The sequence below is a fragment of the Albidovulum sp. genome (assembly GCF_049646345.1).
Taxonomy (GTDB): Bacteria; Pseudomonadota; Alphaproteobacteria; order Rhodobacterales; family Rhodobacteraceae; genus Albidovulum.
Genome location: NZ_JBARVQ010000351.1, coordinates 1 through 14,299, shown reverse-complemented (window position 1 = coordinate 14,299; position 14,299 = coordinate 1). Strand labels below are relative to the sequence as shown.

Annotated in this window: 14 protein-coding genes; 4 read left to right on the top strand and 10 right to left on the bottom strand. The window is 62.7% G+C overall.

Features of this window, described 5'->3' with window-relative positions:
* Positions 1-845, top strand: an 845-nt coding sequence (gene nhaA / locus WBB85_RS08795; RefSeq protein WP_432638247.1) for a Na+/H+ antiporter NhaA, incomplete at its 5' end; no start/stop codon positions are given.
* A 78-nt stretch (positions 846-923) separates the two neighbouring features.
* A complete protein-coding gene (locus WBB85_RS08790) occupies positions 924-1,193 on the top strand; it encodes a DksA/TraR family C4-type zinc finger protein (RefSeq protein ID WP_432638246.1) in 270 nt (89 codons plus the stop codon).
* Between the two features lie 102 nt (positions 1,194-1,295).
* Here the strand turns inward: WBB85_RS08790 and scpA are convergent, their stop codons facing one another.
* Positions 1,296-3,428: a methylmalonyl-CoA mutase gene (gene scpA / locus WBB85_RS08785; protein WP_432638245.1), complete on the bottom strand. Its 2,133-nt coding sequence runs from the start codon at positions 3,426-3,428 to the stop codon at positions 1,296-1,298.
* A gap of 102 nt (positions 3,429-3,530) precedes the next feature.
* Between scpA and WBB85_RS08780 the strand changes: the two genes are divergently transcribed.
* Positions 3,531-3,974, top strand: a complete 444-nt coding sequence (locus tag WBB85_RS08780; protein ID WP_432638244.1) for a DUF4174 domain-containing protein — start codon at positions 3,531-3,533, stop codon at positions 3,972-3,974.
* 7 nt (positions 3,975-3,981) lie between these two features.
* Here WBB85_RS08780 and WBB85_RS08775 read toward each other — a convergent pair whose 3' ends face one another.
* The 7 genes from WBB85_RS08775 to WBB85_RS08745 form a co-directional block, all read right to left on the bottom strand.
* On the bottom strand, positions 3,982-4,899 hold the full coding sequence (locus WBB85_RS08775; RefSeq protein WP_432638243.1) for a hypothetical protein: 918 nt from the start codon (positions 4,897-4,899) through the stop codon (positions 3,982-3,984).
* Between the two features lie 27 nt (positions 4,900-4,926).
* Positions 4,927-6,927, bottom strand: a complete 2,001-nt coding sequence (locus WBB85_RS08770; RefSeq protein WP_432638242.1) for an acetyl-CoA carboxylase biotin carboxylase subunit — start codon at positions 6,925-6,927, stop codon at positions 4,927-4,929.
* A 126-nt stretch (positions 6,928-7,053) separates the two neighbouring features.
* Complete coding sequence (locus WBB85_RS08765; RefSeq protein WP_432638241.1) at positions 7,054-7,254, bottom strand: hypothetical protein; 201 nt, start codon at positions 7,252-7,254, stop codon at positions 7,054-7,056.
* A 517-nt stretch (positions 7,255-7,771) separates the two neighbouring features.
* Complete coding sequence (locus WBB85_RS08760; RefSeq protein WP_432638240.1) at positions 7,772-8,125, bottom strand: hypothetical protein; 354 nt, start codon at positions 8,123-8,125, stop codon at positions 7,772-7,774.
* Positions 8,126-8,194: 69 nt separating this feature from the next.
* A complete protein-coding gene (locus tag WBB85_RS08755; RefSeq protein WP_432638239.1) occupies positions 8,195-8,323 on the bottom strand; it encodes a hypothetical protein in 129 nt (42 codons plus the stop codon).
* Positions 8,324-8,534: 211 nt separating this feature from the next.
* Positions 8,535-8,966 carry a DUF6497 family protein gene (locus WBB85_RS08750; RefSeq protein WP_432638238.1) on the bottom strand — a complete coding sequence of 144 codons (432 nt, stop codon included), beginning with the start codon at positions 8,964-8,966 and terminating at the stop codon, positions 8,535-8,537.
* Positions 8,967-8,979: 13 nt separating this feature from the next.
* Positions 8,980-10,512: an acyl-CoA carboxylase subunit beta gene (locus WBB85_RS08745; RefSeq protein ID WP_432638237.1), complete on the bottom strand. Its 1,533-nt coding sequence runs from the start codon at positions 10,510-10,512 to the stop codon at positions 8,980-8,982.
* A 342-nt stretch (positions 10,513-10,854) separates the two neighbouring features.
* Between WBB85_RS08745 and WBB85_RS08740 the strand changes: the two genes are divergently transcribed.
* On the top strand, positions 10,855-12,075 hold the full coding sequence (locus WBB85_RS08740; RefSeq protein ID WP_432638236.1) for a multidrug effflux MFS transporter: 1,221 nt from the start codon (positions 10,855-10,857) through the stop codon (positions 12,073-12,075).
* Here WBB85_RS08740 and WBB85_RS08735 read toward each other — a convergent pair.
* Together WBB85_RS08735 and WBB85_RS08730 are read right to left on the bottom strand one after the other, a co-directional pair.
* A complete protein-coding gene (locus tag WBB85_RS08735) occupies positions 12,070-12,963 on the bottom strand; it encodes an alpha/beta fold hydrolase (RefSeq protein WP_432638235.1) in 894 nt (297 codons plus the stop codon). The genes WBB85_RS08740 and WBB85_RS08735 overlap by 6 nt on opposite strands.
* A 23-nt stretch (positions 12,964-12,986) precedes the next feature.
* A complete protein-coding gene (locus tag WBB85_RS08730) occupies positions 12,987-14,210 on the bottom strand; it encodes a bifunctional alpha/beta hydrolase/OsmC family protein (protein ID WP_432638234.1) in 1,224 nt (407 codons plus the stop codon).
* Positions 14,211-14,299 lie beyond the last annotated feature (89 nt).

Here is a 14,299-nt window from a genome sequence, read left to right as displayed (position 1 = left end):
TCTCTGATCCGGTCACACGCGGCGGCTGGGCCATCCCGGCCGCGACCGACATCGCCTTTGCCGTCGGCGTGCTGGCGCTGATCGGCAAACGGGCACCGGCGGCGCTGAAGATCTTCCTGCTGACGCTGGCGATCCTAGATGACCTTGGCGCAATCCTGATCATCGCGCTTTTCTACACCAAGGAACTGCATGTCGATTACCTCTATGTGGCGCTTCTGCCGCTCATCGGGATGTTCCTGCTGAACCGTGCAGGCGCGCACCGTATCGCACCCTTCCTGCTGCTGGGCACCGTGCTCTGGGTGCTGGTCCTGAAATCCGGCGTTCATGCGACGCTTGCAGGCGTGGTCACGGCCTTCTTCATCCCGCTCAAGGACAAATACGGCAAATCGCCGCTTCACGGGCTGGAACATGCGCTGACGCCTTACGTCCTCTTCCTGATCGTGCCGATCTTTGCCTTTGCCAATGCGGGCGTGGTGTTGCAGGGCCTGACATTCGCCGATCTCTTCGCGCCATTGCCGATGGGCATCGCGGCTGGTCTGGTGATCGGCAAGCAGCTCGGCGTTTTTGGCGCCACCTGGCTGGTGGTCCGGGCGGGCTGGGCAAAGCTGCCGCACGCCGTGACCTGGGCGCATATCTACGGCCTCGCCTGCCTTGCCGGGATCGGCTTTACGATGTCGCTGTTCATCGGCGGGCTCAGCTTTGACGATCAGGCCCAGATGAACGCGGTGCGGCTTGGCGTGCTGGCGGGGTCGGCAATCTCGGCAGTGCTCGGTTACACGATCCTGCGCCTCTCACCGGCACATCAGGAGCCTGAGGAGGCAGCAAACCCGGCAGCCGCCGAATAGCAGCTATCCCAGCGGAGGCCGGTTGACCGGCCCCCGCGCCCGGCTCTACTCTCGGATTGAGGATTTGGAGACCGTGTCATGGCAGGCGGCTGGGCGCGTGACGGCGCTGTAAACGAACAGATCGACGCCTCGATCGAGGATGAGCTGAAGCGCATGCAGGCGCGTCGTCGTCCCGAAGGCGAAAGCCTTGCTGAATGCGCCGAATGCGGTGAAGACATTCCTAAGAAGCGCCAGCAGGCGATACCGGGCGTCAAACTCTGCATCGATTGCCAGAATGAGCGCGACGCACGCCCGGCCCAGCGCGGCGGCATCAACCGGCGCGGATCGAAGGACAGCCAGTTGAAGTGAGGACGTGCCGGGCAGCGCCCGCCCAGGGGGCGGTTGGGCGCTGCCCGGCGGCGCGCGTTCCGCGCGCCTTGATTCCGGGCGGGCCTTCCTTCGCCCCCTTCGTTACGCCGCCCGCGCCGCACGGATCAGGCCGAGGATGTCCTTCGCCGCCGCCGGGATATTGGTGCCCGGCCCGAAGATCGCCTTGACCCCGGCCTTTTTCAGGAAGTCGTAATCCTGCTGCGGAATGACCCCGCCGCAGATCACCAGGATATCGCCCGCACCCGCCGCCTCCAGCGCCTCGATCAGTTTCGGTGCCAGCGTCTTGTGGCCCGCCGCCTGAGACGAAATGCCGATCACATGGACGTCGTTGTCGACGGCATCTTGTGCGGCTTCTTCCGGCGTCTGGAACAGAGGCCCGACATCGACGTCGAAACCGATATCGGCAAAGGCTGTGGCGATGACCTTTGCGCCCCGGTCATGGCCGTCCTGCCCCATTTTGACGACCAGCATCCGGGGACGGCGGCCTTCCTCCTCGGCGAAGGCCTCGACATCCTTCTGGATCTGAGCAAAGCCCTCATCACCCTCATAGGCGGCACCATAAACCCCGGCGAGCGTCTTCACTTCGGCCCGATGGCGGCCGAACACCTTTTCCATCGCCATTGAAATCTCTCCTACCGAAGCCCGTGCCCGCGCGGCTTCCACAGCCGTTTCCAGCAGATTGCCGCCCTCGCCTGCGCGCCGCTCCAGCTCGGCCAAGGCCGCGTCACAGGCCGCCTGATCGCGGGTTGCGCGGATCTTTTCCAGCCGGGCGATCTGGGCGTCGCGCACCTTCATATTGTCGACGTCAAGAATGTCGATCGGGTCCTCATTGTCCTTGCGGTACTTGTTGACGCCGACCACGACCTCTTCGCCCCGGTCGATCATCGCCTGACGTCGCGCGGCGCTTTCCTCGATACGCAGCTTCGGCATGCCCGAGGCAACGGCCTTGGTCATGCCGCCCATCGCCTCGACCTCCTCGATCAGTTCCCAGGCTTTTTCCGCCAGGTCCGCCGTCAGGCTTTCGACATAGTAAGACCCCGCGAGCGGGTCGATGACCTTGGTCACACCGGTTTCTTCCTGCAAGATCAACTGGGTATTGCGGGCAATGCGGGCGGAAAAGTCAGTCGGCAGCGCGATCGCCTCATCCAAAGCATTGGTATGCAGCGACTGGGTGCCACCCAGAACCGCGCTCATCGCCTCATAGGCCGTGCGGATGACGTTGTTGTAGGGGTCCTGCTCCTGCAAGCTCACGCCGGAGGTCTGGCAATGGGTGCGCAGCATCGACGAGCCCGGTTTTTTCGGATTGAACTCCGACATGATCCGGTGCCAGAGCATCCGCGCCGCACGCAGTTTCGCGGCCTCCATGAAGAAATTCATGCCGATGGCGAAGAAGAAGGAAAGCCGCCCAGCAAAGGCGTCCACATCCATGCCGCGCGCGATGGCGGCACGGACATATTCGCGTCCGTCGGCCAGAGTATAGGCCAGTTCCTGCACAAGGTTCGCGCCCGCCTCCTGCATGTGATAGCCGGAGATGGAAATCGAGTTGAACTTGGGCATATCGCTGGCGGTGTATTCGATGATATCGGCGACGATCCGCATCGAGGGTTCAGGCGGATAGACATAGGTGTTCCGCACCATGAATTCCTTCAGAATGTCATTCTGGATCGTGCCCGACAGAAGCGCGCGATCCACGCCCTGCTCCTCACCCGCGACGATGAAACTGGCGAGGATCGGGATCACCGCGCCGTTCATCGTCATGGAAACGCTGATCTTTTCCAGAGGAATGCCGTCGAAGAGGATCTTCATGTCCTCGACGCTGTCGATGGCGACGCCGGCCTTGCCGACATCACCCACGACGCGGGGATGATCGCTGTCATAGCCCCGGTGGGTGGCAAGGTCGAAGGCGACCGAGACGCCCTGCTGCCCGGCGGCAAGGTTGCGGCGGTAGAAGGCGTTACTTTCCTCCGCCGTCGAGAACCCCGCATATTGCCGGATCGTCCAGGGGCGGCCCGCATACATCGTGGCGCGCGGACCCCGGGTGAAGGGCGCGATGCCGGGCAGCGTGCCCATATGGCTCAGCCCCTCGTTATCTGCCCCGGTATAGAGCGGCTTGACCGGAATGCCTTCCAGCGTGTCCCAGGTCAGATCCTCGGGCGCGCGGCCCTTCAGTTCCTTCTCGGCAAGCTTGCGCCAGCTTTCAGTTGCGTCGCTCATACCTCACATCCTTTCGTTCCTGACCGGGCGCCGCGCACGGTTCCCGTATAAGTCTTTGGCAATTCGAAGAACTCGCCTATATCTCTAGGGAAAGGAGACTGCATGAAGCCTGTCCTTGCCCTGATCCTGATGGTCTGTTCCGCCCTCGCCGCAGGAGCGGCGGAATCGGACCCTCCGGTCCTTGATCCGATCCCGGCCGCCGATGTCGTGCTGGACGAACTGAAGTGGCTGAAACGCCCCGTCGTCGTCTTTGCCGACAGCCCGAATGATCCCGCCTTCCAGACCCAGCTACGATTCCTGGCCGAGGACCCCGCCGAACTGATCAAGCGCGATGTGGTGATCCTGATCGATACCGATCCGGAAACCCTGTCAGAGGCGCGCCGCACGCTGCGCCCGCGCGGCTTTTCCATGGTGCTTCTGGACAAGGACGGCGCGGTGAAACTGCGCAAGCCCCTGCCCTGGAGCGTGCGCGAGATCGTGCATGCCATCGACAAGTTCCCGCTGCGGCGGCAGGAGATACGGGACGAACGGCTGAAATCACAGTGATCCCCGTTCATGTCTCGGCCTCCATGCCATCGAGCGGGTCGAAAATATCAACACCCGCCACGGCGCCGGTGGCCAATGCCTCCCAATCCGCCTCAAACCTTTCGCGCAGAATAGTCAGTTGCCCGTGCGAAAACGGTTCCAGCCGCGGCCCCGGCAGGTCGTCCCTGAAGCGTTCGGCCAGTTTTTGAAGCTCGTGCTTCGTCAGGCCGTTCCGGTCCCGCCGCAGCTTTGCGATTTCGATCAAGGCGAAACGCGATGGCGAGCGGTTTTGCCCGCGTGGCATGTCCCCGAGCGTTTGCGCAAGGTCGTGGCCCAGCATCGCACCGATACTGCCACGAACGGCCGCACTTCTGCCAGCATAGCGCCAGACCGAGATGCGGACATCGGGAAAGACCGACCGGATATCGCCGATCACGCCAGTCCAGCCACGATGCTCCCCCATATGCTGTAACCGGTCGGCATCGAAGTCGCCGATCGCGATCCGCGTGGAGAGATGACCGTGGATCGACACCGCATAATCGGCATAGTCCCTGACACACAGGAAAATCCGCTGCGGTGTCGGAAACAGGCCCGCCAAGGCGCTCAACCGCGCATGGGCATCCGCATAGAGCGTTGCCCCGCGATAGTTGTCGCGCATTGCCCCCAAAGCGTTTTCTTCGCTGATCAGCAGCCTCTTCCTGCCAGCCGCCCTTTCCTTCTCGAAAGCGGCAGCGAACTCTGCCGCGACGGGCGCCAGCTCTGCGCGACGGGCCGCGTCGGGCCGGACCATACCGGAGATATAGGTCTTCCGCTTGCCTAGCCGCATCGCCCGCGGCCCCCAGAAACCGATCCCCGCATCGCGCAGCAAACGCGAACGCCCCTGCAAACCTCTTTGCAGCGCCGTTGTTCCCGTCCGGTGGGCCCCGAGATGCAGGATCAGTTTCATGTGTCGCCGCCTATCCGCGCCCGTCGGTCACTCGAATTCCATGATCACGTCGTCGACCTTCAGGCTTGCGCCAGCCGCCGCGTTGATCTTCTTCACGACGCCTTTGCGTTCCGCGCGCAGGATGTTTTCCATCTTCATCGCCTCGACCGTGGCCAGCGCCTGACCTTCCTGCACCTCCTGCCCCTCTTCGACGCTGATTTTCACGATCAGGCCGGGCATCGGGCAGAGCAGGAATTTCGACGTATCGGGCGGCAGCTTCTCCGGCATCAGCCGGGCAAGTTCCGCCTGACGCGGGGTGCGGACATAGACCTTGAGGTCGGCGCCCCGAGTGCGGATGCGCTGACCGGCCGGGATCTTGTCGACCTTCAGGACGACCGGCTCTCCGTCCACGTCAAGCCGCGCGAGCGACTGACCCGGTGTCCAGTCCGAAGTGACGCGATGCGCCACACCGTCGCTGAAGCGCACCGTCGCGCCCTCGCGGTCGGCCGCGATCGTCACGGCGATCTCCTCACCCTGCGCGGTCACCACCCAGTCGTCGCCGACATGGCGTTCGTGATTGCCAAGCCGTCCGGTGATGCGGGTACGCCGGATCTCGGCCACCCGGTTTATCGCGGCGGCACAGGCCGCGACCCGGCGCAACTGGCCTTCGGAAAGCGTCACGCCGTTGAAGCCGTCCGGAAACTCCTCGGCGATGAAGGCGGTGGTCATGTCGCCCGAGACGAATTTCGGATGATCCATCACCGCCGAGCAGAACGGCAGGTTATGCCCGATCCCCTCCACCTCGAACGTATCAAGCGCGACGCGCATCCCTTCGATCGCCTCCGACCGCGAGGGTGCCCATGTGCAGAGCTTGGCGATCATCGGGTCGTAATACATGCTGATCTCGCCGCCCTCATAAACGCCGGTATCGTTACGGACGACACCCGTCGCCGTCGCTGCTTCGACCGGCGGGCGGTAGCGGGTCAGGCGACCGATGGATGGCAGGAAATTGCGGTAGGGATCCTCGGCATAAAGGCGGCTTTCGATGGCCCAGCCGTTGATCTTCAGATCGTCTTGCGCGAAGGGCAGCTTTTCACCATCCGCCACCCGGATCATCTGTTCGACCAGATCGACGCCGGTGATCAGTTCGGTGACCGGGTGTTCCACCTGAAGCCGCGTGTTCATCTCAAGGAAATAGAAGTTCCGGTCGCCGTCGACGATGAATTCGACGGTCCCGGCGCTGGTATAGCCCACCGCCCTGGCAAGCGCGCAGGCCTGTTCACCCATTGCCTTGCGGGTCGCCTCATCCAGAAACGGCGACGGCGCCTCTTCGATGACTTTCTGGTTCCGCCGCTGGATCGAACATTCGCGTTCATGCAGATAGACGCAGTTGCCGTGCTTGTCGGCCAGCACCTGAATCTCGATATGGCGCGGCTGAGTCACAAATTTCTCGATGAAGATGCGGTCGTCACCGAAAGAGTTCGCCGCCTCGTTCTTCGACGACTGAAAGCCGTCGCGCGCCTCTTCATCGTTCCAGGCGATACGCATGCCCTTGCCGCCGCCACCCGCTGACGCCTTGATCATCACCGGATAGCCGATCTGGCCCGAGATCTTCACCGCCTCATCGGCATCCGAAATCAGACCCATATAGCCCGGCACGGTGGAGACATTGGCCTCCTGCGCGAGTTTCTTCGATGTGATCTTGTCGCCCATCGCCTCGATCGCCGGGCTCGGCGGGCCGACAAAGACGACGCCCTCTTTCTCTAACGCCTCGGCGAATTTCATGTTCTCAGAGAGGAAGCCGTAACCCGGATGCACCGCCTCCGCACCGGTCTGGCGGATCGCCTCCATGATCTTGTCGATCACGATGTAGGACTGGTTGGCGGGCGGCGGGCCGATATGCACCGCCTCGTCGGCCATTTTCACATGCAATGCATTGCGGTCGGCGTCGGAATAGACGGCCACCGTCTTGATGCCCATCTTCTGGGCCGACTTGATGACGCGGCAGGCAATCTCGCCCCGGTTCGCGATCAGGATCTTCTTGAACATCTCTGTCCCCCTTCAGGCCGCGCCGGGTTGGTCCCGGTCGTGCAAACGAAAAGACCACCGCGGCGCGGGGCCACGATGGTCTGTTGGATAGTGTGACGGGCCGCTTTGGCAGCCCGGATCAGGTGATCAGTTGCAGACGCCCGCGTCGTCGCAGAATACACCTGCGGCGCCGCCGATGAGGGCACCGGTAAGGGCGCTGTTGCCGGTCGCATCAGCGATAACCGCGCCGCCGGCCGCGCCGACAAGGCCACGCTCGGCATCGTTGTCCAGACAGCCCGAGAGCGCGAAAGCGGCAACAACGGCCGCAAGAATGGTTTTGCTCGACATGTAGTGGTATCTCCGTGATTCAGGATTGCGACTGGCGCCCGTTCAGACTCTGCCAGACCGCGTTGATAGGCAATAACGTCAGTGGCTGCGACTGCAGAGACCCACTTTGTTACAGACGGCACCGCCGGCTGCGGCACGGCCAAGACGGATCTTGGAAACACGCATTCTGCTCTTCCTCCAGCGTTGTTTTTTATGCGGGCGGAAGATAGCGGAATCGCCGGGGCCGAAAAGTGAATTCGGCGTGATCTCACAGCGTCGGCGGCGCTTCGCCGAGATCCTTTGTCACGGTCACATTTGGCCCCTTCCGCACGGAAAGATGGCCTGACCCGCAAGGGGCCAGGCCGTAGAGAAGGGGAAGGGTAACGGTTTTGACAAATCGGGGCGTTATGCTTGCTGTAGGGTGACGCCCCACGAACAGACTGCGCACACAATCCCACTGACGCAAACCCAAAGTTTCCGATCGCGAAACGATCGGCGAGATAACGCCAAAACGCGTATGGGTTGCGCAAAAACACGCCTATTCGCCCCCCTCGAACGCTTCAGGAAAGGCAGCGCGTGCCCTGGCGACATCAATTTGCAGCAGCGCCTCATAACTTTCGGGGTCGAAGTCATCCTCCGCAGGAATCACCTCGCGGCCGAACAGCCATGAGAGACGCCCGGCATCCAGATTGCCGCGCTCAAACGGCTCATCGCCGAAATGCTCCCACAGGGCGGCCATGAAGGCGAGGTCGGCCCGGCGGTCGACAGAGCCGCGGTCACGGAACCGTTCACGCGCAACCAGCCTGGTGACGCCCTTGGGATTACCCCGGCGGATGGTGAATTGGAAATCTGAGCCCGGAAGGCGGCCGGGAAAGCCGCGATGTTTCAGCATGCCACACCCTCCGGGAAGGGGCGCTGGCTGGAAGGGGCCGATCCGCCGAAGCGGACCGGCCCGAAAGTATTAGCTGCCGTACTTGCCGGTGAAGACAGGCTCTTCGGTAACCATCGGTTCCACCATGACTTCTTCTTGCTGGGCGCATGCGGCTGCGAAAGCGACGAGAGCGCATGCGAGAAGCACTTTATAGGACATCTGTAACTCCTGCTCAGATGGGCGGATAAACGGTCTTCCGTATTGAGCCGCCACGGTTTTTCAAATCGGGCGGCTTTGCGACCACCTGCGATAATCATAGTGCATGCCACATTCCCGGCCCATTGTGCCATAGTCAAGTTCACGAATTGTGGCAGGCCCGCATCACTTTTGGGCAAGTATCCGCCGAGATACACAACCTGTTGTGGTTTCATCAGAACGCCTCCCAATGGCAGGTATCCTTTTCGACGCGAAACGCTTCGAAAAATTGAGTTGCATCCGGGTTTGTGGCGCCGAATTCCATTGGCCTGTCCGACAGGGAAATCACCACCTGTTCGGGAACCGGGCCGGTTTTCGGCAAACGCGGCAATGCGTAGTGCTGGCAAAGCCATTCCATATCCTTCTGCGCGGCCTCGGCCGAAACGGTTCCGCCCTGGCGGGCAATGGCGGGTGCGACAAAGCGGAAGCGGAACGTCAGCCCTTCCGGCCCGGGCACGGCCTGGATCGTATCCAGATGGGTAACCGCCTGCCCTGACGGGACCGAAGGGGCACCCGCGGTTTGTGGCGCGTCCGGCACCGGGCGCATCAGCACCCAGGCGGCCACGGCGGCCGCACCCGCAATTCCGATGGCGATCCATCGCAACATCCCCCTCATCCGATCAAAGCGGAATGTTGTCGTGCTTCTTCCACGGATTAGAGAGCTTCTTCGTCCTGAGCGAGGCAAAGGCCCGCGCCACCCGTTTGCGGGTGGAATGCGGCATGATCACCTCGTCGATAAAGCCCTTTTCGGCGGCCACGAACGGATTGGCGAAACGATCCTCATAATCCTTGGTCCGTGCCGCGATCTTGTCCTTGTCGCCCAGTTCCGACCGATAAAGGATCTCGGTCGCGCCCTTGGCCCCCATCACCGCGATTTCGGCCGTCGGCCAGGCATAGTTGAAATCGCCGCGCAGATGTTTCGACGCCATGACGTCATAGGCGCCGCCGTAAGCCTTGCGGGTGATCACCGTGACCTTCGGCACCGTTGCCTCGCCGTACGCAAAGAGCAGCTTTGCCCCGTGCTTGATAACGCCACCATATTCCTGGCTGGTCCCCGGCAGGAAGCCCGGCACGTCAACCAGCGTCAGGATCGGAATTTCGAACGCGTCGCAGAAGCGTACGAACCGCGCGGCCTTGCGGCTGCTGTCAATGTCGAGGCAGCCCGCGAGCACCAGCGGCTGGTTGGCGACGACACCCACGGTCTGGCCCTCAAGCCGGATGAAGCCGGTGATGATATTGCCCGCGTAGTCCTTCTGGATCTCGTAGAAGTCGCCCTCATCCGCGACCTTCTGGATCAGTTCCTTCATATCGTAAGGCTGGTTCGGATTGTCCGGGATCAGCGTATCAAGGCTGTCCTCCATCCGCGCGACATCGTCGAAGAAGGGCCGGGTCGGGGCCTTGTCGCGGTTGTTGAGCGGCAGGAAATCGACCAGACGGCGGACCTCGGCCAGCGCTTCCACATCGTTCTCAAAGGCGCCGTCTGCGACGCTGGATTTCTTGGTATGGGTCGACGCACCGCCCAGTTCCTCGGCCGTCACCACCTCATTGGTCACGGTCTTGACCACATCGGGGCCGGTGACGAACATGTAGGAGGTGTCCTTCACCATGAAGATGAAATCAGTCATGGCGGGGCTGTAGACCGCGCCACCGGCGCAGGGCCCCATGATCAGGCTGATCTGCGGCACCACGCCCGAAGCCATGATGTTGCGCTGGAACACCTCGGCATAACCGGCAAGCGAGGCAACGCCTTCCTGAATGCGCGCGCCACCGCTGTCGTTGATGCCGATCACCGGCGCGCCATTCTGCATCGCCATATCCATGATCTTGCAAATCTTCTGGGCGTGGGTTTCGCTGAGCGACCCGCCGAAGACGGTGAAATCCTGGCTGAAGACATAGACCATGCGGCCGTTGATCGTGCCCCAGCCGGTGACGACGCCGTCGCCGGAGGGCCGGTCAGCCTCCATCCCGAAATCGGTGCAGCGATGGGCGACAAACATGTCAAATTCTTCGAACGACCCCTCGTCGAGCAACAGCTCCACCCGTTCCCGCGCCGTCAGCTTGCCACGGGCATGCTGGGCGTCAATCCGGCGCTGGCCGCCACCGAGCCGGGCCGTGGTGCGCCGTGCTTCAAGCTGTTCCAGAATGTCTTTCATGTTCTCCCCCCATGTCGCGCTCGCGGCAACCTAACGTGCGCGCCCTCGGCGGCAAAGCGGATTTGCGAAAATTTGCAACATTTTCGCGGGCGCAGCATTGCAAAATGAATATTTGCGAATAATGGCGTCGTAAGGTGGGTTTTAACCCACCCTCTCCGACGAAGGTGGGTTAAAACCCACCTTACAAAAGCGGCTTGAGAGACCGGTCCGCCCGGTCACGATCCGCAACCCAGCTAAGGCCGCAAACGCAATCGCCCCTTTCAGAATGGCGCGATTCTTTGCACAGTGACCTGTGCGTTCTGGCCGATGGACAATCTTCGGCTCCCCCCATAGGCGATGAGGATGAGCCAGCAGATGAAACCTGAAGTCCGCTTTCTGACCCGGACCACACCGCCGCACATCGTGACGCTGGTTCTTGTCACGGGGCTTTCGACGCTGGCGATGAACATCTTCCTGCCCTCCCTGCCCCGGATGACCGAATGGTTCGGCACGGAATACCGGGTGATGCAGCTTTCGGTCTCGCTCTATCTCGGCTTCAGCGCGCTTCTGCAGATCGTCATCGGGCCGATCTCCGACCAGTTCGGGCGGCGTCCGGTTTTACTATGGTCGGTGGTCCTGTTCCTGATCGCGACGCTGGGCACGATCCTTGCCCCCACGGTCGAGATCTTTCTGGCATTCCGCATGCTGCAGGCGGTGATCGCGGCCGGCATGGTTCTGAGCCGCGCCATCATCCGCGACATGGTGCCCGGCGAACAGGCGGCCTCGATGATCGGCTATGTGACGATGGGCATGTCGATCGTGCCGATGATCGGCCCGGCAATCGGCGGTGTTCTGGACGAGGCATTTGGCTGGCAGGCTAATTTTGCACTGCTGATTGTGCTGGGGGTGATGGTTCTGTGGCTGGTCTGGGCCGATCTCGGCGAAACTGCGGCCGGACGGACGGCGCGGTTTGCCGATCAGGTCCGGACCTATCCCGAATTGCTGACCTCACCGCGATTCTGGGGCTATTGCCTGGCTGCGGCTTTCTCCTCGGGATCCTTTTTCGCCTATCTCGGCGGCGCGCCCTATGTCGGGTCGGAAGTCTTCCACATGTCGCCCGGCATTCTGGGCTTCTATTTCGCGGCCCCGGCCTTCGGATATGCCATCGGCAACTACATCTCGGGCCGCTTTTCGGTGGCGATCGGGCTGAACCGGATGATCCTGTTCGGCACGGCCTTTACCGCCGCGTGTATGGGACTGCTGACGCTTCTGGAAATCGCGGGACTGGCCGGGCCGAATGTCTTTTTCGGACTGATCATCGCGGTTGGCCTCGGCAACGGGATGGCTTTGCCCAATGCCAATGCCGGGATGCTGTCGGTCCGGCCGGAACTGGCGGGCACGGCATCGGGCCTTGGCGGGGCGATCATGATCGGCGGCGGGGCCGGACTGTCGGCACTGGCTGGCTGGGCGCTGGGATTTGGCGGCGGCGCATTGCCGCTGGCCGTGCTGATGTTCCTCTCCTCGCTGCTGGCCCTTGCCTGCATCGCTCTGGTGATCCGCCGCACAAGGCGTCTGGGACTATAGCCGGGAGGTTATGAACCGGTCCACCCGATCCACGATCCGTGGTGCGAGCATGGGTGTGATGACATGGCCCATCCCGTCAATGACCTCCAACTCCGAACCCAGGATCAACGCGGCAAGGCTTCGTCCGTGACCCACGGGGATCAATGTATCATCCTCGCCGTGGATCACGAGGCATGCCAGGGTCAGCGCGGCGGTGTCAGCCCGGCGGTCCGGCGCGTTGAGGATCGCCAGAAGCTGGCGGTTCACCCCTTCTGCCTCTGCCCCCCGGTCAAAGGCGCGGGCCGCCTGATCGGCCAGATAGGCCTCAGATGCCGGAAAGCCCGGACTGCCCCAGGCCCTGTCACCCTCAAGCGCCCCCGCGATATAGGTCTGGCGGTCACAGGGTTTCGACACCAGCCGCCCGCCGAGGTTGAGCCCACCAAGCGTTGCCGAGGTCATCACCATGATGGCCGAGAGCAGCCGGTCGCCATGATCGCAGGCCAGAAGCTGGACGATGCCACCGCCCATCGAAATACCGAAGACATGGGCGCGCGCGATGCCCAGCGCATCCATCAGCGCCACGACATCGCGCGCCATGTCCGAAAGATGATAGGCCGGTTTCGGCACGAGCCCCGCGTTCAGATCTGCAAGGATGGTCCCGGCATTGCCCTCCGCCCCCGGCACAGGGCAACGGGACGACAGCCCCACATCGCGATTGTCGAAGGTCACAATACGATATCCGGCTGCGGCAAACCCAGCGGTCAGTTCCTCGGGCCAGTGGATGAGGTGCGAGCCGAGCCCCCGGATCAGGATCAGCGCCGGGCCGTCTTCGGGCCCGTGAACCTCGTATTCCAGCCGGATGCCATTCGCATCGATCTGCATGTCCGCCCCCATTTCAGGTGCGGCCACGATGGCGCGGCACCTGTCAGGGATCAAGCGGGATCGGCGAGGGTCGTCTCAACCCGGCTGGAGGCTTCCAATGTCCGGTGTACCGGGCATTTATCGGCGATCTCCAGCAGCCTTGCACGCTGGTCATCGTCGAGATCGCCCTCAAGCGTGATCGCGCGCCGGAAAAGGTCGATCTTGCCGCCCTTGTCGCAATCGACGCAGTCCTCGGCATGGACCTTGTCATGGCTGACATCGACGCGGACATGGGTCAGGGGCCATTCCTTGCGCCGCGCATACATGCGGATCGTCATCGAGGTGCAGGCCCCGAGGCCCGCGGCGAGAAAACCGTAAGGCGTCATGCCACGATTGGTGCCGCCATAGGCCTCCGGCTCATCGGCAAGGGCATGGTGCAGGGGGCCGTCATTGACATGCTGAAGAAACCCGTCGGGATCAGCCTCTGACACCCGCACGATACCTTCTGGCGCACCTTTCGGGGCTTCCGGCTGCTTCAGGTCAAGATAGCGCGCACTCCAGGCGGCAATGACCTCGGCGGCATAATCGGCATCGGCGGGATCGGAGACGAGGTGGTCGGCATTGTCGAGCGTGACGAAGCTTTTGGGATGCTTCGCGGCGGAAAAGATCGCACCGGCATTCTCGATCCCGACGATCTGGTCACGGGGCGCGTGCAGGACCAGCAATGCGCGTTTGAGACTGGCGATGGGGGCGGTAAGTTCCTCGGCCGCTACCTCGCGCACGAAATCGCGGCCGATGCGGATCGGGCGTCCGCCAAGATTGACCTCTGCCACGCCGTCTTCCTCGATCCTGTCGAGCGCACCGGCAAAGTTATGGGTGACATGGCCGGGATCGAAGGGCGCACCGATGGTGACGACGGCGCGGAGGCTGTCGATCTGACCGGCGGCTTTCAGAACCGCCGCGCCGCCCAGAGAATGGCCGATGATCAAAGCGGGTGCCATGCCGCGACCGGCAAGATGATCGGCCGCCGCTTTCAGGTCGGCGACATTCGACAGGAACCCGGTTTCGGCAAAGTCGCCCTTGGACTGGCCAAGCCCGGTGAAATCGAAGCGCAACGTGGCGATGCCCATTGCGGCGAGGCGCGCGGCGATGCGACGGGCTGCGATCACGTCCTTGCCGCAGGTGAAGCAATGGGCAAAGAGCGCCGTGGCAAGCTGCGGACCGTCCGGCAAGTCGAGCCGGGCCGACAGTTCGGCCCCGGAATGGCCTGGGAAGGTAATGCGTTCGGTCGCCATGGCTCTCTCCTGCTTGCGTCACCGGCAAACTGTGCACGGACGGTTGGAGTGGCAATGATCGTTGCAAAAGGTCACGCGAAGGTGAGGCC

Bases quoted from the DNA above. Each gene is read 5' to 3' on its own strand.
- WBB85_RS08775 (WP_432638243.1), bottom strand. From the start codon at position 4,899: ATGAAACTGATCCTGCATCTCGGGGCCCACCGGACGGGAACAACGGCG.
- WBB85_RS08780 (WP_432638244.1), top strand. From the start codon at position 3,531: ATGAAGCCTGTCCTTGCCCTGATCCTGATGGTCTGTTCCGCCCTCGCC.
- WBB85_RS08765 (WP_432638241.1), bottom strand. From the start codon at position 7,254: ATGTCGAGCAAAACCATTCTTGCGGCCGTTGTTGCCGCTTTCGCGCTC.
- WBB85_RS08760 (WP_432638240.1), bottom strand. From the start codon at position 8,125: ATGCTGAAACATCGCGGCTTTCCCGGCCGCCTTCCGGGCTCAGATTTC.
- WBB85_RS08730 (WP_432638234.1), bottom strand. From the start codon at position 14,210: ATGGCGACCGAACGCATTACCTTCCCAGGCCATTCCGGGGCCGAACTG.
- WBB85_RS08750 (WP_432638238.1), bottom strand. From the start codon at position 8,966: ATGTTGCGATGGATCGCCATCGGAATTGCGGGTGCGGCCGCCGTGGCC.
- WBB85_RS08740 (WP_432638236.1), top strand. From the start codon at position 10,855: ATGAGCCAGCAGATGAAACCTGAAGTCCGCTTTCTGACCCGGACCACA.
- WBB85_RS08745 (WP_432638237.1), bottom strand. From the start codon at position 10,512: ATGAAAGACATTCTGGAACAGCTTGAAGCACGGCGCACCACGGCCCGG.
- WBB85_RS08770 (WP_432638242.1), bottom strand. From the start codon at position 6,927: ATGTTCAAGAAGATCCTGATCGCGAACCGGGGCGAGATTGCCTGCCGC.
- WBB85_RS08755 (WP_432638239.1), bottom strand. From the start codon at position 8,323: ATGTCCTATAAAGTGCTTCTCGCATGCGCTCTCGTCGCTTTCGCAGCC.
- scpA (WP_432638245.1), bottom strand. From the start codon at position 3,428: ATGAGCGACGCAACTGAAAGCTGGCGCAAGCTTGCCGAGAAGGAACTG.
- WBB85_RS08790 (WP_432638246.1), top strand. From the start codon at position 924: ATGGCAGGCGGCTGGGCGCGTGACGGCGCTGTAAACGAACAGATCGAC.